The organism is Micromonospora sp. CPCC 205539, assembly GCF_036906815.1.
Classification (GTDB): Bacteria; Actinomycetota; Actinomycetes; order Mycobacteriales; family Micromonosporaceae; genus Micromonospora.
Genome location: NZ_JBAKHW010000001.1, coordinates 445,946 through 463,066, shown reverse-complemented (window position 1 = coordinate 463,066; position 17,121 = coordinate 445,946). Strand labels below are relative to the sequence as shown.

Below are 17,121 nucleotides of genomic sequence, written 5' to 3'. Positions count from 1 at the left end.
CCCCCCCCCCCGGCGCCGCCGGGGCCCGAGTCGCCCTCGCCGCGGGGGAACTCGTCTCCAGGGCGGGTAACAGGGTCTACGGTCGGCGACGAGCAGTCCGCCGCCACAGCAGCCCGGCGGCCACCACCGAGAGCGCGGCCAGCGTGCCGCCGCCGACGAGGAGACCGACGCCCGGGCCGCCGCCGGGCTCCACCGCCGCAGTGGTCGACGAGCTGGCATCCTGGCCGGTTGCGCCGTCGCCGGATGGCGCGGCGCTGGCCGAAGGGTCGGCCACCGTGAACGGGTACGACCCTTGCACCGGATCACCGTCGGCGGCGACCACCCGGTAGCCGACCCTGTACGTGCCGTTGGGCAGGGTGCCCGTCACCTGGACCGTGCTCTTCACTCCGGCGACCACCGGGTCGCCGGTCGAGATCCTCCGCTTGGCCGAGTCGGTGAGGACGATGGTGGTGAACGCGGGATCGAGCCGCTGCATGAACTCGAGCATGACCTCGGTGGGTGCGCTGGGAAGTATCGCGTCCGGGGTGGGAGACGCCGACCGGAGCGAGTTGTGCGCCCACGCCGGGGTGGCCGGGATGAGCAGGACGACCAGGGCGGCGAGTGCCGCGGCACCGAGCCGGACGGCGCGGGGACGAGACGACGGGACGGTCATGGAGTGTTTCATCCGAGGACCTGCTCGCCGATCCAGCCGTCGGACGGGCAGCCGGGTGGGATGGCGAAGACAGCGGACCCGATCGGGGTGGTCCATTCGTTGAGTAGGTCGCGCTCGGCCAGCCGGCGTTGGATGGGCAGGAACTGTCGAGCGATGTCAGCCTGGTACGAGGTGAAGATCAATCCGCTGTCAGCATGGCCCTCCGCTGTCGGAGCGCCGTCGTAGTTGTACGGCCGGCGCAGGATCCTCTGTCGGTCGTCGGTGACGTGCGCGCGGGTGAGGTGGGAGAAGTCGGGGATGACGGTGAGCCCGTCCGCGTCGGTGGCGGCGAAGTCGGGTTCGTCGTGTTCGGCGGTGCCGGTGAGTGGAGCGCCGGTGTCGAGGCGACGGCCGCTGGCGAGTTCCCGATCGGGGCGACCGAGCAGGTCCCAGGTCTCCAGGTTCATGCTGATCCGCCGTACGACCAGAGTCGTGCTGTCGCGTAGCCATGCCGGGCCGTCCGGCACCCAGACGGCGGCGTCCATCGGTGTTCCGGGCAGGGGATTGGCGGTCCCGTCGAGCTGGCCGAACAGATTGCGTTGGGTGCGGCCGTCCGGCTCGACGCCGGGGCTGCGGCGGAAGCCCTGTTGGACCCAGCGGACGGTGGCGAAGGGCCGGCTGTCCTTGATCAGGACCCGCTGGGCGTGCGCGACGGTGATGGGATCGTCGGCGCAGATCTGCAGTAGCAGGTCGCCGCCGCACCAGGCCGGCTGGAGCCGGTCGATGCGGAACGACGGCAGGTCGGCCACCGATGCCGGCCGCCGGTCGTCAACCCCGGCGGCACGGTACAGGCCGGGGCCGAATCCGAAGGTCACGGTCAGTCGTGCGGGCAGCAGCCCGAGTTCGGCCTCGGTGTCGGCCAGAGCGGGCTGTCCCTGGGTGAGGCGGGCTGCGTCGTCGGTGAGCAGCCGCAGCATCCGACCCGCCGCGGCCCGGTCGACGTCGGGGCGCAGGGCGAGCGCCACGAACGACGCGTGGGCCTGCGGATCGGTCGCGACACCGGCCTGCCGGGGCCCATGGAACGGCTCCACCGTGGTGCCGACGGCGGCGACGGGCACGGCCCCGGTCAGGCTGTCGGCGCGATCCTCGGCCTGCTGGTCGCCGATCACGGTGACTCCGGCGACACCGGCGAGCGCACCTCCGGCGGCGAGGGCCCCGCCGGTGAGCAGGCCCCGTCTGCTCACCGGGCGGGGTGCGGGTACCTGACTCATGAAGCCGGGCTCATGCTCATCCCCGGCGTCGGGTTCGCCCCGTGGCCGGGCGCGTAGCTCTCCTGGGCGCCGGTGAACGGCTTGGCGACCGCGGAGAACGTCTGGGTCCTGCCGTCGGCGAAGGTGAGCGTGAAGGACAACTCGTCGCCGGCCTGTACCGGCCGCTTGACGTCCATCAGCATCAGGTGGTCGCCGCCGGGCTCCAGGACGTGGGTGCTCTTCGCCTTGATCACGATGCCGCCCGGCTTCGCCTGCATGACCATCTTCCCGTCCTTCATGGTCATCTCGTGCAGTTCCATGGGGGAGGCCTCGGTGGAGGCGCCGGTGATCGTGACGTCGGTGTCGGCGTCGTTGACCAAAGTGCCGAACGCCGCGGTCATGCCCTTGTCAGCGGCCTTGACCCACGGGTCGCGGATGCCGACCACGCCCGCGGTGGTGCTGGCCGATGCGGACACCGAAGGGCTGGAGGCGGCGGCCGTAGAGGCGTCAGACGACCCGCAGCCGGCGACACCAGCCGCCAGAAGTGCGGCGGTAGCGACCAGAGCGGCTGAACGGTGACGCGAGCCGAAACGGGTGGTGCTGGGCATGAACGGTCCCTTCGATAACGGGTCTGGCGTGAGATTGGTCGGTGCCACCCGCGGAAAAGTTCCGGTACGGCTGACGGAGCCCGGGTGCGGCGTGTCGTCGGCGGGCGGCCGCCGAGTGACCAGACCTCGGAACGCACTCGTCTGCATCGATGATCGGACGGGGCCGGAATCGGACGTCCGCGCAGCGGTGGGGGCGGCGGCGTCGATCACCGCCCCGGCGAGTGGGGCGCCGAGCGCCCCGGACGGCAGCGTTCTCGGTCGGGGATCACCGCAGCAGAGTGATCCAGTAACGTCGCACTGGGCCGTGCCCGGTGTCGCGGATGCTCTCGAGAACGCCGCCGTTGCGCTCGATCGTGCGTGCCGAGGCGCGGTTGTCCGCGAGGCACGGGATGAGGACACGGTCCAGGCCCAGGGCAGCCCGAGCCTCCTTGAGCATTTCGCCCAGCGCCCAACTGGCCAGGCCGCGACGGCGCGCGGACGGGCGTACGCCGTAGCCGATGTGCCCGATCCTGTCGTCGAATGCGTGCCGCAGGGTGATCCCGCCGAGAACCTGACCGTCTTCGACGATCCACCGAGGAGAGCCGTGCTTCTCGTCCGGGCACGGTGTCCCCGTCGGATGGGCCAGCCGGACCCGCTGGTGCACCCAAGCGGCGAAGCCATCGGGTGAGTCCACGTCGTCGTCGGCCCTCAAGCCGAAGCCGTCCTCGTGCAGGCCGGGGCCCCAGTCGTCGCGGCACTCCAGAAAGGCAGCGTGCAGATCGGTGGTAGGCAGTATCAGTTCGGGCATGTGGCCGACGGTATTACTGGCCTGGCGGCTCAGCCAGCCTGCACGCATCCAGATCAGTTGTGCGCCACAGTTGGTCCGTCCGAAGGGTCTGTCGGCGTCGGCAAGTGTGGCCGCGTCGGTCCGAACACCGTGCGAGCTGCCGGGTCAGAGGCCCTCGCCGATCAGCATCGGCACGAGGTGCGTCTTACGCAGGAACACCTCGCCGGTCCAGCCGACACCAGCGTCGAAGCTGATGCCGTGCCGCTTTGCCAGCCGGGCCTGCCAGGCCGGGTCGGAGACCGCGAGCACGCTCGCCGAGGCGGCGAGGTCCGCGAGGTTCACGACCAGGACGTCCAACCCTCTCGTACTACGTACGCGGTGATAGGCCGGCCAGAAGTCACTCCGCCGCGCAATCGTGGACGCGCCGGGGGCCTCGAGCTGGCTCAGGCCCAGTTGCAGACCCCGGTGGTCGAAGGTCTTGATGTCGGCCGCGATTATCGCCTCGGTAGGGCCCTCCACGAACCGGGCCCGTGCGGCGCGTAGCAGGGCGGCGAGCTCGTCGCCGCAGCCGGTGAGCACGTCGAGACGATTGATCGCGGCCCGGTCCCGGCCGGTGGTCGAGGGCGCCACGAATTCGAGGGTGTTGCTCAGGATGCCGCCCTGGAGCAGCACCGCGACCGGCACCTGGAGCGCGGCCCCGCTGGCGACGTACCGTTCGGCTATCAGCGTGCACGCCGCCCCGACGGCCTGGTTGTCGATGTGGGCGTTCGGGAAGGCTGCCGGATCGCCACCGGGATGGTGGTCGATCACCGCCCGCACCTGGACGGGCCGGACCCAGGCGGGCAATTGTCGCGGATGATGGGTGTCGACCAGCGCTATCCCGTCGTAGGTCTCCGGTGGCGTGGTGGGGGGCAGCGCCACGCCGGCGAAGGAGAACAACTCTTTGGTCTCGCCGTTGATGGCCCCGTCCAACACCACGGAGAGCGTGCCGGGAAACCCGAGGGACCCGGCGAGGCCGACCAGGGCCACGCAGCCGGCGACCCCGTCGGTGTCGGGATTGGCGTACGACGTCGCAACGCCCACCACGTGCGAACCCCTCTCCGTCGCGCGCTGCCGCTCGCCGTCACGACCCCGGCACCCGGTCGACGTCGAGGAAGGCCCGGTTCCGGGCGGGCAATCCGCCGGAGAGCGCGTCCACGTGGAGCACACCGACGCCCGACGACGTCAGATCACGCCATCTCTCCGGGCCGACGACGACGGCGGGCACACCGAGCTCCCGCAGCACGACGCCGACGTGACCGAGCACCGAGCCGTTGCCGAAGACGAAGCCGGTTCCCCGACCGCACCTGTATATCAACGGCAGCAGGTCGGTCGAAGCCCATTCAGCCAGGAACACCATGTCGACGAGGCGGTCGTCGTCGGCGAGCCGGTCGTGCAGGTGAGCGTTCAATGAGGTGCTCGCCTGACGGGCCCCGACAACCGTGGCCCGACCCCGGGCCCGCCCCGCCGAGATGACACCGGTGGCGATCAGGCCCGTGTCCAGTCGATCCGTCGGCCGATCCGTCTCGGCAACGTCGATCAGATACGCGCTGACCGAACCCCGATCCTCCAGAAATCCGAACTCCAATGCGCCGTCCTCGATCGTCTCGAAGATCGGTAGCAGTTGCGTGACACCGTCGACCAGTTGCGGGTCGCTGGGCAGGTGCCGGGCGGGCTGCTCCTCGCGCAGGACGTGCCCGTCGGCGAAGCGGTACGCGATCGCCTGGTCGGGGCAGTCCCGCGACGCGATCCGCAGCGTGGTGTCCAGGATGTAACGCGACGTGACTACGACACCCTTCGGTACGAAGTGGCCCTGCGCCAGCTCGACCAGGTACCCGTCGGCGGTTCTGCGGAGGATGCCCGTCCACGGCGCGTCGTAGATCTCCTGCACCAGGCAGACCGACAACCACGCGGTCCCGAGACCCTTCTCGAGGACGGCGCTCACGGTCGACGCCACGTCCCGAAATCCTGGGTATCGGCGGATCGCGTACCGCTGGCGTTCTTTGGTGAAAAGCTCGACATCGTCGTGGCGCGTCGCGGCGAACTCTCGTACCACGCTGTCGTCGACTCTCTCCGGAGAGAGCAGGACCACGCTGAGGCCGGCGGTTTGCGGGCTCGGCCGGAAGCCCAGGTCGTGGCCGTTGGCGCCGCTGTGAGCGACCAGCGCTGCAGCCCGCGACATCGGCACGCCGGCCCGCAGCGCCGTGCGACGCAGCGCCAGCTTGGAGTGCCCGGCGACGATCCTGGGCAGCGAGTCGATCGCCTCGACACTGGTGAGTTCGACCTCGTCGCGGGCGGGCAGGACCACCGGCCGCGCCTGTAGCAGCCAGACCTTCCCCGTCCCCGTCTCGACTGCCCATTCCAGATCCACCGGCGCCCCCCAGAGCGCCTCGACGCGCAGGCAGACCTGCCGAAGCTCGGCCACCTGCGAAAGCATCTCCGCGAAGGGGCCGGCGACCTGGTCCGGAATGTCACCGGTCCTCGGCAGCTCGACGTACTCGCCGGCGATCCGGCCGGCGACGAAATCGTCGCCGCGGCCGCGAGTCCCGGCAAGCACCAGGCGACGTCGGTCGTAGGAGATGGGATGCGCCGAGAAGAGGACCCCGGCGAAGGCGCAGTCGATCATCCGCTGCGCGATGACGCCGGTCTGCCTGCCTGCGGCGCTGCCCCGCACCGTCGCCATGGCCCGCACCGCCTCTGCGGCGGTCATCTCGTCGAGCACCGTCACGAAGGATCCCGCCAGGGACTGGCGGGAGCTGTCCTCGCCGTACGCGGAACTCCTGATGGCCAAGGGAGCACGGTCGGGCATCGTCGGGCCGTCGAAGAGCACTCCCAGCGCGGCCCGCAGCTCGGCCGGCGACGGCAGCGGCACGTCGGCGGGGACGACAACAGCGGGCGGCACGGCGATCCCCGCCTCGGCCAGGCGCCGCAGGTTCCACGCCTTCTCGCCCCAGCTTCGACGCTGCGGCGGCAGCTCCCGGCGCAGCGACCGGATCACGTGCGCACCGCCGACGTCAGATGTCACGGGCGTAGCTTTCGAGCAGCGGGGCGACCCGCGCGGGGACGTACCGCCTCCACTCCGACGAGCCGGCCCGCAGGGCCGTCCTGATCTCCGTGCCCGAGGTCAGCCGCTCCTCCATCGTGCGCCGCCACAGCGTCTCGACCGGGTACCCGAGTCCTTCCAGGCGGCGTTTCTTGGACTCGCCCCACTCGTCGTAGATGGTGACGAAGAAGGTGGCCTGATCGGGCGGGGGGAGATACTGCGTCAGCCGGTCGAGCTGGTTGATCGGCGCCGGGACGATGAGGTGGTCGCCGGACGCCCAACCGTCGTCCAGGCAGGCGGCCTCCACCATCATCGCCCGCTGGTGGTACGTGAAGGGGTTGTTCCGGCTGGCCCCGCGCGCCGGATCATCGGTGGTCACCCCGAGCTCATGCAGGTCTGGGTTGGTGATGCCGATGACGAGCCGCGTACATCGCTGCTTGGCCGCCCGCAGGTATTCGACGTGGCCGAGGTGCACAGGCTGAAAGCGACCCAGGACGAGACCAAACTGTCGCTGCGCTAGCACGGGTGCATCACCTCGAATCGGCCTGTCCTCGATCGGTCTGGCTCGGCGTCGGGTCGCGCCCGCCCCGTCGACGCCCGGTTGGCGGTTCAGGACATGTCCGCAATCGAATGCGGCCCTGCGGGGGTGCACCTGACGACGTGGTGGGGGTCGGCCCGGTGGCGCGGCGGCTCCCGTGCGCTTGGCCCCCGTGTGACACGATGTCCCGATCGTATTCACCGATGACGATCCTGAGTGATCGTCCGAACAGGCCGATCTGGCAGCGTCGCCGCTCTCCGCAGCGGGTCTGCCTGTCGGCCGTCAGCGTGGCGTTGCGGAGGCGGTGCGACCGCCCCCTAGCGGACGTCGTCGGTGAGGTAGCCGTGCAGCCTGGCCAGGGCTGTGGCGATCAGGCGGGACACGTGCATCTGGGAGACGCCGACCTGCTCGGCGATCTGGGCCTGGGTCATGTTGCCGTAGAAGCGCATAGTGAGGATCTTGCGCTCGCGGTCGGGGAGGGCGGCCATCGCTGGTGTGAGGGCGACGTGCAGTTCGACCAGTTCGTAGTCGTGCTCGGTGGTGCCCAGGGTGTCGCCGAGTTCGGTGGTGCTGTCGGTGCCGAGTGGGGTGGAGAGCGAGGTGGTCCGGTAGGCGCGGGCGCCCTCGATGCCCTCCAGTACCGCCTCTTCGGTGACGCCGAGGTAGGTGGCGATGTCGGCAACCTTCGGGGAGCGCCCCAGTGCGTGGGTCAGGGTGCTGTTCGCCGCGCTGATCGCCAGGCGGAGTTCCTGGAGGCGGCGGGGCACCCGGACGGCCCAGGCGCGGTCGCGGAAGTGGCGTTTGAGTTCACCCAGGATGGTCGGGATGGCGTACGCCGTGAAGTCCACGCCCCGGTTGTCGTCGAAGTGGTCGATCGCCTTCACCAGGCCGACTGCGGCGGTCTGGATCAGGTCGTCGATGTGCTCGCCGCGGCCGGCGTAGCGCTTGGCGAGGTTGTTGGCCAGCGGCAGCCACGCCTCGATCGCGCGTTCTCGCAGCGCCGGTCGGTGAGGATCCCCGATGGCCGTCGAGGCCACCTCCTGTAGCAGGTCATCCCCATTGGCCGCACTGCGGCGACTCGATCGGCTCGCGGGATGTGACGTGGCAGCTGCCGGGGGACTGGCGGTCACGGGAAGACCGGACCTCGCGCCCCGGGTCATGTGGTCCTCGCCGATGTGAGCGGCTGCTGGTCGTTGGTGTCCTCGCGTACCCCGACGGACGTGGCTACCGGAGGCGGCGCTGCGGGGTCGGCCTGCTGGTCGGCTCGGTCGGCAGCCTCTTCGATATCGGCCTGCTCGTCGTCGGTCGGCCGGGTACCCGGCGGTGTGCGATCGGGGGTCGGCTCGCCTGCGGGGTGGTGGGCCAGGTAGCGGATGGCGGTGTTGAGCACGGCGAGCAGTGGGACGGCGACCAGGCCGCCGACAATTCCGGCGACGAGGACGCCGGTGGCGATGGCGAGGATCACCGCGAGCGGGTGCAGAGCGACCGCGCGTCCCATGATGAGCGGCTGGAGCAGGTGTCCTTCGACCTGCTGGACCGCGATGACGACGCCGAGGATGATCAACGCGCTGACCGGCCCCTCGGTGACCAGCGCGACGAGGACGGCGACGACTCCGGTGATGGTCGCGCCGACGACCGGAATGAATGCGCCGAGGAACACCAGCGCGGCCAGTGGCAGCGCGAGGGGGATGCCCAGCACCGCGAGGCCGATGCCGATGCCGACCGCGTCGACGAGCGCCACCAGGACGGTGGCGCGTACGTAGGAGACCAGGGTGTGCCAGGCGTAGTGCCCGGCCCGAGCGGTCGGGATGCGGGCGTTCCGGGGGAGCAACCGGCAGAGGAAGGCCCAGATCTGACCGCCGTCGCGGAGGTAGAAGAACAGCGTGAACAGGACGAGGAAGAATCCGGCCGCTACTTCACCGATGGTGGCGGCCGTGTTCAACGCGCCGGAGGTGAGGGCGGCCTGGTTGTCGGTGACCGAGGCCTGGAGGCGGTCGACAGCGTCGCTGAGTTGGGTCTGGGACAGATGCAGCGGGCCCTGCGCCAGCCACGTCTGGATCTGGTCGACGCCCTCGCCCACCTGCGTGCTCAGGTCGTCCAGTTGCGAGATGAAGGTTTGCACGATGAGTGCGAGGCCGCCGAAGACCACGGTCAGACCGGCGACGAGAACCAGCACCGCGGCCATGGACCGATTCATGCCTCGCCGACGGAGCGCCGCGGCCATCGGCTCGAACAGCGCGGCCAGTAGCAGGGCGACCGCGACGGGGATGACCACTACGCGCAACGCGCCAACGACTCGGATGATCAGGTACGTCGCACCGATGAACAGGACGACCCGCCACGCCCAGGCTGCCGCCGTGCGGACTCCGCGGGGAAGACCGTCGTCGACGGTCGGTGCCTGCTTGACGACCATGACCGGCGCCGACGTGTCCCCGAGCTGCGGCCCGGCGGTGAACGGCGGCGGCTCCCACCCCCGCCGCGCTACGGCGAGGCGGTTGCGTGCGCGTCGCCGGGCGGTGTCCGCCCAGGTGGTGACCGGATCTGTGGGGCCAGGAGATGGTACGGGCATCGAAACTCCTCAAGGTGGTGTCCGCCGGACCAGCGTTTCGGTGCGGCGAGCGAGAGCTGGAAGCGGCGGCGGGCCCGGCAGAAAGAGCGCCGCCGAAAGGTGGAGTCAGCCGATGCGGCCGGAGACCGCCGGCGCGACATCCTCGGACTCGAGCCGTCTTGAGCCCTTGGTCGGCGCCCAGGAATCAGACGGTGGCAGATCGTCGCGCAGAGTCGCGATGTGCCCCGCGTCTGTCAGATCCAGCAACCGCTGGATGCTGGTCGTAGGACGGCACACGAGCAGTGCGGAGCGGTCGGGAAGATTGAGGTGCACCCGGGCCAGGAAATTCGGCAGGGTGGAGCAGGCGAAGGTGACCTCAGCCACGTCAACGACGATCTGGGTCGGCGCGATGGCGGACAGGCGGTCGGCCACGGCCGATAACGCCGAGTTGGCCGCCAGGTCGATCTCGCCCGCGAGGCAGACCAAAGCGGTGGGAACCTCTGGGGCGGCCAGGACGGTGATGGAGAAGTGATCGCCCGATACCTGGGCCATAGCCTCACCTCGGCATGATGTGACTATGCCGGGGGCTAGGGCAACGGCCCACCTCGGACCGTTTCTGAATGCTACCGCGCAACGACCCGCTGCGCGAAAGCTCAGTCAATGTCGAAACGGCTCGCCATGCAGTGCGGCCGATCCGCGCCTACGATGAGCTAACCGGATCTGCGAGTCCTGCTGCCCCGGCCTTCGGCGGCGCCTCACCTGGAAGGTGCCGTCGTGCTGCATCCACATTTCACAATTTCCTGCACGTCACCGCTCTGCCGGTGCGTCGGTGCGTCCCGCGACATCGGTGCGAGCCATGTATGACCGCGCTGCGGTCATCAAGGACCTCATCCTGCGGCAGCCCGACGGGTCTGGCGGCAGCGATGGCCTGCTACGCCGGGTGTGCGATGTCGCCGCGCAGGAGTTGGCGGCGTCCGGCGTCGGAATCAGCGTGATCACCGAGGACGGAGTCCGGGGGGCCTCCGCCGCGTCCGATCCGGTCAGCGAGCGTATCGAGGAGCTGCAGTTCGTGTTCGGTGAGGGACCCTGCATCGACGCCTTCGCCAGCCGTCGCCCGGTGTTGATTTCCGATCTCGGTGATCTCGTGAACGGCGCGGACGGTCGTTGGCCCTTCTACGCACCTGCCGCCCACGCGGACGGTCTGCGCGCGGTGTTCGCGTTCCCGCTGCAGATCGGTGCTGCCCGCCTGGGCGCCCTGGACGTGTTCCGTGACCGTGCCGGCCCACTGACCGACGCTCAACTCACCGATGCCCTCACCTTCACCGACGTCACCGTGACCGCCCTGCTCGACCGGCAGGCGCAGCGGGCCACCGGCGGTCACGCCGACATCGATGACGGGGCCGAGTACCGTGCGGAGTTGTTCCAAGCCCAGGGAATGGTCATGGTGCAGCTCGGGGTCACCCTCGCTGAGGCGATGGTGCGCATCCGGGCCTACGCGTACACCGAGGATCGCCGGCTCAGCGACGTGACCCGCGACGTCGTCGCACGCCGGCTGCGGTTCGACCACGACGAGCGGTGACTCCAGATGCCGATGACTGCGCGTATGAGGGCCGGACGAGCCGGGAGGCAAGCATGACCATCGTTTCCGCCGAACGGATGGCGAAGATCTTTGTCGAGGTGGCCGACACCCTGGTGGACGACTTCGACCTGATCGACTTTCTCCACATGCTGACCGATCGGGCGGCAGACCTGGTCAGCGCGGCCTCCGTCGGGCTCCTCCTGGCTGATCAACACGGCCGGCTCGAGTTCATGGCAGGCTCGAACGAGAACGTCAAACTGGTGGAGCTGTTCCAGCTGCAGAATCATGAGGGTCCGTGCCTGGAGGCCTTCCGGACTGCCGTGCCCGTCATCAACGTCAACTTGGGCGAAGCAGGTGGTCGGTGGCCCCAGTTCGCGCCACGTGCCACCGCCGCCGGTTTCCAGTCGGTGCACGCGTTCCCGCTGCGGCTGCGCCACCAGGTGATCGGAGCGTTGAATGTCTTCGGTGGCACCAAGGGTGGTGACCTGGAGGACACCGACGTGCCGGTGATGCAGGCCCTGGCCGATGTCGCGGCGATCGGGCTGCTTCAGGAACGCGCCATCCGGCGCGGCGAGCACCTGACCGAGCAACTGCAAGGCGCATTGAACAGCCGCATCGTCATCGAACAGGCCAAGGGGGCGGTCGCGCAGGCCGTCGGTGTCGACGTCGATGAGGCGTTCGCCCTCATCCGCGGTTACGCCCGCCGCCACAACCGCAAACTGACCGACGTGGCCCGCGCCTTCGTCACGGATCCGGCCGTACTGGCCCGCGTTCTCCGCGACTGAGGGGGCGCCAGGCACGGTCGCCGACGGACGGGCCGTCTACCTCGTGCCGGGATGCCACCCGGGGCAGCAGCGCAGACCAGATTGGCGTACGCGTGCCCGTGGTCAGCGAGGCAACGGGGGCAGCTCCGGGCTGTCGAGCCAGGCGCCGAACAGGTCGTCCAAGGGCTCGCGGGCGAAGCGCTGGGCGTGCGATCGGAACTGCTCGGTCGTCACGGTCGCGTGCCGGTGCTCGGCGACCCAGGACCGCAGGAGCGCGAAGAAAGACTCGTCGCCGACCCTCTTTCGCACCGCGTGCACCGTGAGCGCGCCACGCTTGTAGACCAGCGGGTCGAACATCCGGTCGACGCCGGGATTCGCGACGAGGACGTCCCGCGCGTGCTCCGCGATCCGCGCGTACCACTGTGCGGCCAGAGCGTCCGCCGGCAGATCGCCGCAGATGCCGGACCAGAGCCATTCGGCGTACGTGGCGAAACCCTCGTTGAGCCAGATGTGCCGCCAGTCCGCCACCGTGAGGCTGTTGCCGAACCACTGGTGGGCCAGTTCGTGCACGACCAGCCGCTCGTGCGTGCGCCGCCCGTCGACGTGGTTCCGCCCGAAGACGGCCATGCCCTGCGCTTCGACCGGATCGTCGAGCTCGTCGTCGGCGACCACGACGACGTACTCGCGGAACGGATACGGCCCGAAGAGCCGCTGCAACGCCGACATGATCTCGCCGTGCCGGCCGAAGTCGTGGGCGACCTCCCTACGCAGCGCGGGCGGGATCGCGGCACGCTGCACCACGCCACCGACAGCCAGGTCGACCACCTCGTACCGGCCGATCTGGACGCTCATCAGGTACGGCGGGGTGGGCTCGTGCCGCTCGTAGACCCAGGTCGTGCTGCCCGCGCCGCGCCGCCGCGACACGGGATCACCGGTCACCAGGACGGCGTACGGGGAGGAGGTCGTGACCGCCACCCGGAAGGTGGCCTTGGCGCCGGGCTGGTCGTCGCACGGGAACCACGAGGGTGACCCGTTCGGCTGGCTGGCCACGAGCACCCCGTCGGTGAGCTCGTCCCAGCCGAGGTCGCCCCAGCGGCCGGAGATGGGGACCGGCTTCCCCGCGTACCGGATGTCCACCCGGAAGGTGTCCTCGGCGCCGATCGGCCGCTCGGGCTTGATCTGCAGCTTGTCCGGCCGGTGGACGAACTTCGCCGGGCGCCCGTCCACCCGCACGTCCTGAACGCGGAACCGACCGAGATCGAGAGTGAACCGCGACAGCGGCTGCCCAGCCACTGCGGTGATGTCCGCGCGCCCGGCGAGCCGGTTCGACACGACCCGGTAGTCGAGGTCGAGGTCGTAGTGCAGCACCCGGTAACCGCCGTTGCCGTGTTCGGGGAGGTACGAGTCGCTCGAGTGGTCGGCACCGGGCGTGGCGAGCGCCTTCGGAGTCATGCCGGTCACGAGGCCGGCGCCGGCCAGGTGGCGATCGGATTGCCCAGCCACCGGCTGTCGGCCGGCACGGCATCACCGCGGGTGACCAGCGAACCGGGCCCGACGGTGGTGCCCGCGCCGATGCTCGCGCCGGGCAGCACGATGCCGTGGGGTCCCAGCGTCGCACCCGCGCCCAGGGTCACCTCGTCCATGCTCATGACACGATCATGGAACAGGTGGGTCTGCACCACACAACCGCGGTTGACCGTGGCGCCGTCACCGAGCCGAACCAGGTCGTACTCGGGCAGCCAGTAGGTCTCCAGCCAGACGCCTCGGCCGATCTTCGCACCGAGTGTGCGCAGCCACGCCGTGAGCAGCGGCGTGCCGGTCGCGAAGCGGACCAGCCACGGCGCGGCGAGGACCTCGACGAACGTGTCGGCGAGTTCGTTGCGCCACACGAAGCTGGTCCACAGCGCGCGCTCCGCGACCCGGAACCGCCCGACCAGCAGCCACTTCGCGGCCGTCGCGACGCCGGCGGCGACGATCGCCGCGCCCAGCAGCACCGGCCCGGCGGCGAGCGCGGCCACCCACCAGCCGGCGGTGCCCCAGATGAACGCGAGCACGGCCAGGACACCCAACGCCAGGGCGGCGGCACACATCACCGGAACGACCCGGCACAGCTCGATCGCGGCCCGGGCCAGCTTCAGCCGGACCGGCGGATCGAAGGTGCGGCTGGTGTCGGCCGCCTCCACGGTACGACGCAACGGCATCGGCGGCGCGCCGAGCCACGACGAGCCCTTCTTCGCCTTGCGTGGCGCCGACGACAGCACGCCGACAAGACCGCGCTTGGGCACCGTACGGCCGCTCGCCGCCATCCCGGAGTTGCCGAGGAACGCCTGCTTGCCGATGCGAGCCGGGGCGACACGCAGCCAGCCGTGACTCAACTCGTACGTGGCGACCATGGTGTCGTCGGCCAGGAAGGCGCCGTCGGCGACCGTGGTCATCGCTGGCACCGCGAGCACCGTGGAGGCCTCCACCCCACGCCCCACCCGGGCACCCAGCAGTCGCAGCCACACCGGTGTGAAGAGGCTGGCATAGAACGGGAACAACCCGACCCGGGCCAGTCCCATCAGCCGCTCGGTCGTCCACACCTGCCACGCCACCCGCCCCTGCACAGGGTGGTACCCGGCGCGCAGGCCGAGGCTGAGCGCCCGGACGGCCCCGAGCACCAGCAGCGCAAAGCCCACGACATAGGCGACGGTCGCCACCGCGACGGCAGCCAGCACAGTGCCAGCAGCCGGTCGGACCTCGAGCGTCCAGCCGACCAGGGCGAGCGCCGGCAGGGCGGCCACGACCGGCACCAGCCCGAGCAACTGGGCGGTCAGCCCGTACGCGGCCGCCCAGAAGCGCGCCCTCGTCCGCGTACGCGGGGGACGCTGCCGGGGCCAGTCGGCGGGGTCCTTGGCAGCGGGTGCGGCCGGTGAGCCGGCCCAGAGCTGGTTCGCCGGCACGGCGCCGGCCACGGTCGAGCCGGCGGCGATCCGCGCGCCCTTGCCGACGCGGGCGCCGGGCATCAGGGTGCTGCGAGACCCGACCCGGGCACCCGCGCCGACGCGTACCTTGCCGATTCGGACGACATCGCCGTCGACCCAGTGGCCGGACAGGTCGACCTCCGGCTCGATCGCCGCGCCGCGACCGAGCCTCAGCAGGCCAGTGACCGGCGGCGCGGAGTGCAGGTCGACGTCGGGGCCGATCTCCGCGCCGAGTGCCCTGGCGTAAGTGATCATCCAGGATGCGCCGGCGACGCTGGTGGCGCCGGTCAGCTCGGCGATCCGTTCGGCGGCCCACAGCCGCAGGTGCACGCTGCCACCGCGCGGGTAGCTGCCCGGGCCCACCCCGCGGAGCAGCAGTCGCGCTCCTCCGGCGGCCAGGGCGATCCGGCCGAGTGGGCTGAACAGCAGCGCCCATCCCAGCGCCACCCACCACCAGGACACCTCCGGCGCCCAGGGCACCGGGGCGAGCAGCGCGAGAACGTTGCCGAGGGCGGCCAGCACGGTCAGCCAGCGCAGCCCGACCAGAGCGAGCATCGGCACCATCAGCACGGCCTGGACCAGCCCGGCGCGCCGCGGGGTCCGCCGGACCTGCCGGTGCGTCGGAGCGGTGGTCTGGAGCGCGTCGAGCACCGTCGCGAGCTGCGACAGCCTCGGGTGCAGGTAGATGTCCGCCACCGACACCCGCGGATGCCGACGCCGGATCCACGCCACGAGTTGCGCCGCGTTCAGGCTGCCGCCGCCGTGGGTGAAGAAGTCCGCGTCCGCCTCGGAGGGACGTACACCCAGGATCTCCGCCCACCCGCCGGCGAGCCACTCCTCGGTCGCGGTCAGCTCACCCGCCGCGTCCTGCGTGGTGGCAAGCGGCCAGGGCAGCGCGGCCCGATCGACCTTGCCGGACGTCCGGGTCGGCAGCGCACCCACCACGGTCAGCAGCGGCACGAGCGCGGCCGGCAGTTGCTCGCGGATCCGCAGCGCCGCCGCCGCGACGTCGAATTCGACGCCGTCGTGCGGGACCACGTACCCCACCAGCAGTTCGTTGCCCGCAGCGGTCCGCTGCACGGCGGCGGCCGCACCGGCGACCCCCGGCAGTGCCTGCAGCGCGGCGTCGATCTCACCCAGCTCGATCCGGCGACCGCCGAGCTTGACCTGTTCGTCGCCGCGCCCGACGAAGACAAGTCCCTCGGGCTCCGCGCGCACGATGTCGCCGCTGCGGTACGCCCGCTGCCAGCCGAGTGCGGGCAGCGGGGCGAACTTCTCTGCGTCCTTGCCGGCGTCCAGGTAGCGGGCGAGTCCCACCCCACCGATCACCAACTCGCCGATCTCGCCCATCGGGACCGGAGTGCCGGAAGCGTCGACCACCGCGAGTTCCCAGCCGGCCAGTGGCAGCCCGATGCGTACCGGCCCCTCACCAGTCATCCGCGCGGCGCAGGCGACCACGGTCGCCTCCGTCGGCCCGTACGTGTTCCAGACCTCGCGACCCTCGACGGCCAGACGCTGCACGAGCTCCGGCGGGCACGCCTCCCCGCCGAAGATCAGCAGCCGGACTTCCTCCAACGCCTCGACCGGCCACAACGCGGCGAGCGTCGGCACCGTCGACACCACCGAGATGCGCTGCTCGGCCAGCCACGGACCGAGGTCGACACCGCTGCGGACGAGCGACCGCGCGGCCGGCACCAGACAGGCACCGTGCCGCCACGCCAACCACATCTCCTCGCACGACGCGTCGAACGCCACCGACAGCCCGGCCAGGACCCGATCCTGCGGGCCGATCCCCACACTGGCGTCGCCCGCGAGGAACAGGTGCGCCTCGGCGTCCACGAAAGCCGCCGCCGCGCCGTGGCTGACCGCGACACCCTTCGGCGTGCCCGTCGAGCCGGAGGTGAAGATGATCCAGGCGTCGTCGGCCGGGCCGGGCCGGCCGGTCCGGCCCGCAGGGGTACGACGGAGCGACACCCTCAGCCCGTCACCGAGCACCGCGGCGACACCCGCCTCAGCGAAGACGAGCTCGGCGCGTTCCTCGGGATCGTCCGCGTCGACCGGCACGTAGGCCGCGCCCGCCGCGAGCACACCGAGGATCGCCAGGTACAGCTCGGCCGTACCGGAAAGGATCCGGATGCCCACCCGGTCGCCGACGCCGATCCCGTGTCCGGCGAGCGACACCCGGACGGCCTCGACCTCATCGGCCAGTTCGCGGTACGTCAGTACCGTGCCACCGCTGTCCAGAGCACCGGCCGCGGGGTGTGCGCGGACGGTCTCGTCGAGGATGTCGACCAGCGTGCGGCGGGCCGGGGCCGCGGAGGAACGGAACACTGCGGTAGCCATCGGCGAAGGCGCGACCAGCCGCGGGTCAGTCGTCACGGTCACCGGGCGT

14 protein-coding genes are annotated in these 17,121 nt (G+C 70.9%); 2 read left to right on the top strand and 12 right to left on the bottom strand.

The window, feature by feature from the left end; all coding sequences use genetic code 11:
• Positions 1–76 precede the first annotated feature (76 nt).
• From V6V47_RS01930 to V6V47_RS01885, 10 genes are all read right to left on the bottom strand, one after another.
• Positions 77–664 (bottom strand): copper resistance CopC family protein, encoded by a 588-nt coding sequence (locus V6V47_RS01930; protein ID WP_334626169.1) that lies wholly within the window; start codon positions 662–664, stop codon positions 77–79.
• Positions 661–1,902, bottom strand: a complete 1,242-nt coding sequence (locus V6V47_RS01925) for a Dyp-type peroxidase (RefSeq protein ID WP_334626168.1) — start codon at positions 1,900–1,902, stop codon at positions 661–663. Before V6V47_RS01925 ends, V6V47_RS01930 begins: the two co-directional genes overlap by 4 nt.
• Positions 1,899–2,489, bottom strand: a complete 591-nt coding sequence (locus V6V47_RS01920) for a copper chaperone PCu(A)C (RefSeq protein ID WP_334626238.1) — start codon at positions 2,487–2,489, stop codon at positions 1,899–1,901. Before V6V47_RS01920 ends, V6V47_RS01925 begins: the two co-directional genes overlap by 4 nt.
• Positions 2,490–2,754: 265 nt before the next feature.
• Positions 2,755–3,276: a GNAT family N-acetyltransferase gene (locus tag V6V47_RS01915; RefSeq protein WP_334626167.1), complete on the bottom strand. Its 522-nt coding sequence runs from the start codon at positions 3,274–3,276 to the stop codon at positions 2,755–2,757.
• A 144-nt stretch (positions 3,277–3,420) separates the two neighbouring features.
• Positions 3,421–4,341: a DHHA2 domain-containing protein gene (locus V6V47_RS01910; RefSeq protein ID WP_334626166.1), complete on the bottom strand. Its 921-nt coding sequence runs from the start codon at positions 4,339–4,341 to the stop codon at positions 3,421–3,423.
• Between the two features lie 37 nt (positions 4,342–4,378).
• Positions 4,379–6,319: a PEP/pyruvate-binding domain-containing protein gene (locus V6V47_RS01905; protein WP_334626165.1), complete on the bottom strand. Its 1,941-nt coding sequence runs from the start codon at positions 6,317–6,319 to the stop codon at positions 4,379–4,381.
• Positions 6,309–6,860 (bottom strand): adenylyltransferase/cytidyltransferase family protein, encoded by a 552-nt coding sequence (locus V6V47_RS01900; RefSeq protein ID WP_334626164.1) that lies wholly within the window; start codon positions 6,858–6,860, stop codon positions 6,309–6,311. The genes V6V47_RS01905 and V6V47_RS01900 overlap by 11 nt, the downstream gene beginning before the upstream one ends.
• A gap of 332 nt (positions 6,861–7,192) precedes the next feature.
• Positions 7,193–8,035, bottom strand: a complete 843-nt coding sequence (locus V6V47_RS01895) for a SigB/SigF/SigG family RNA polymerase sigma factor (RefSeq protein WP_334626163.1) — start codon at positions 8,033–8,035, stop codon at positions 7,193–7,195.
• The gene (locus V6V47_RS01890) at positions 8,032–9,444 is read right to left on the bottom strand and encodes an AI-2E family transporter (protein ID WP_334626162.1); all 1,413 of its coding nucleotides are present in this window, start codon (positions 9,442–9,444) and stop codon (positions 8,032–8,034) included. The genes V6V47_RS01895 and V6V47_RS01890 overlap by 4 nt, the downstream gene beginning before the upstream one ends.
• 105 nt (positions 9,445–9,549) lie before the next feature.
• Positions 9,550–9,975 carry a hypothetical protein gene (locus V6V47_RS01885; protein ID WP_334626161.1) on the bottom strand — a complete coding sequence of 142 codons (426 nt, stop codon included), beginning with the start codon at positions 9,973–9,975 and terminating at the stop codon, positions 9,550–9,552.
• Between the two features lie 304 nt (positions 9,976–10,279).
• On the opposite strand from V6V47_RS01885, the gene V6V47_RS01880 reads away from it, so the two are divergent.
• Both V6V47_RS01880 and V6V47_RS01875 read left to right on the top strand, forming a co-directional pair.
• Entirely contained in the window at positions 10,280–11,002 is a 723-nt protein-coding gene (locus V6V47_RS01880) for a GAF and ANTAR domain-containing protein (RefSeq protein WP_334626160.1), read from the top strand.
• Positions 10,999–11,787, top strand: coding sequence for a GAF and ANTAR domain-containing protein (locus tag V6V47_RS01875; protein WP_334626159.1), 789 nt, complete (start codon positions 10,999–11,001; stop codon positions 11,785–11,787). Before V6V47_RS01880 ends, V6V47_RS01875 begins: the two co-directional genes overlap by 4 nt.
• Before the next feature lie 102 nt (positions 11,788–11,889).
• Here the strand turns inward: V6V47_RS01875 and V6V47_RS01870 are convergent, their stop codons facing one another.
• Both V6V47_RS01870 and V6V47_RS01865 read right to left on the bottom strand, forming a co-directional pair.
• Positions 11,890–13,218 carry a M1 family metallopeptidase gene (locus V6V47_RS01870; RefSeq protein WP_334626158.1) on the bottom strand — a complete coding sequence of 443 codons (1,329 nt, stop codon included), beginning with the start codon at positions 13,216–13,218 and terminating at the stop codon, positions 11,890–11,892.
• Between the two features lie 5 nt (positions 13,219–13,223).
• On the bottom strand, positions 13,224–17,072 hold the full coding sequence (locus V6V47_RS01865; RefSeq protein ID WP_334626237.1) for a Pls/PosA family non-ribosomal peptide synthetase: 3,849 nt from the start codon (positions 17,070–17,072) through the stop codon (positions 13,224–13,226).
• Positions 17,073–17,121 lie beyond the last annotated feature (49 nt).

Bases quoted from the DNA above. Each gene is read 5' to 3' on its own strand.
- V6V47_RS01925 (WP_334626168.1), bottom strand. From the start codon at position 1,902: ATGAGTCAGGTACCCGCACCCCGCCCGGTGAGCAGACGGGGCCTGCTC.
- V6V47_RS01920 (WP_334626238.1), bottom strand. From the start codon at position 2,489: ATGCCCAGCACCACCCGTTTCGGCTCGCGTCACCGTTCAGCCGCTCTG.
- V6V47_RS01885 (WP_334626161.1), bottom strand. From the start codon at position 9,975: ATGGCCCAGGTATCGGGCGATCACTTCTCCATCACCGTCCTGGCCGCC.
- V6V47_RS01930 (WP_334626169.1), bottom strand. From the start codon at position 664: ATGAAACACTCCATGACCGTCCCGTCGTCTCGTCCCCGCGCCGTCCGG.
- V6V47_RS01915 (WP_334626167.1), bottom strand. From the start codon at position 3,276: ATGCCCGAACTGATACTGCCTACCACCGATCTGCACGCTGCCTTTCTG.
- V6V47_RS01880 (WP_334626160.1), top strand. From the start codon at position 10,280: ATGTATGACCGCGCTGCGGTCATCAAGGACCTCATCCTGCGGCAGCCC.
- V6V47_RS01870 (WP_334626158.1), bottom strand. From the start codon at position 13,218: ATGACTCCGAAGGCGCTCGCCACGCCCGGTGCCGACCACTCGAGCGAC.
- V6V47_RS01895 (WP_334626163.1), bottom strand. From the start codon at position 8,035: ATGACCCGGGGCGCGAGGTCCGGTCTTCCCGTGACCGCCAGTCCCCCG.
- V6V47_RS01890 (WP_334626162.1), bottom strand. From the start codon at position 9,444: ATGCCCGTACCATCTCCTGGCCCCACAGATCCGGTCACCACCTGGGCG.
- V6V47_RS01865 (WP_334626237.1), bottom strand. From the start codon at position 17,072: ATGGCTACCGCAGTGTTCCGTTCCTCCGCGGCCCCGGCCCGCCGCACG.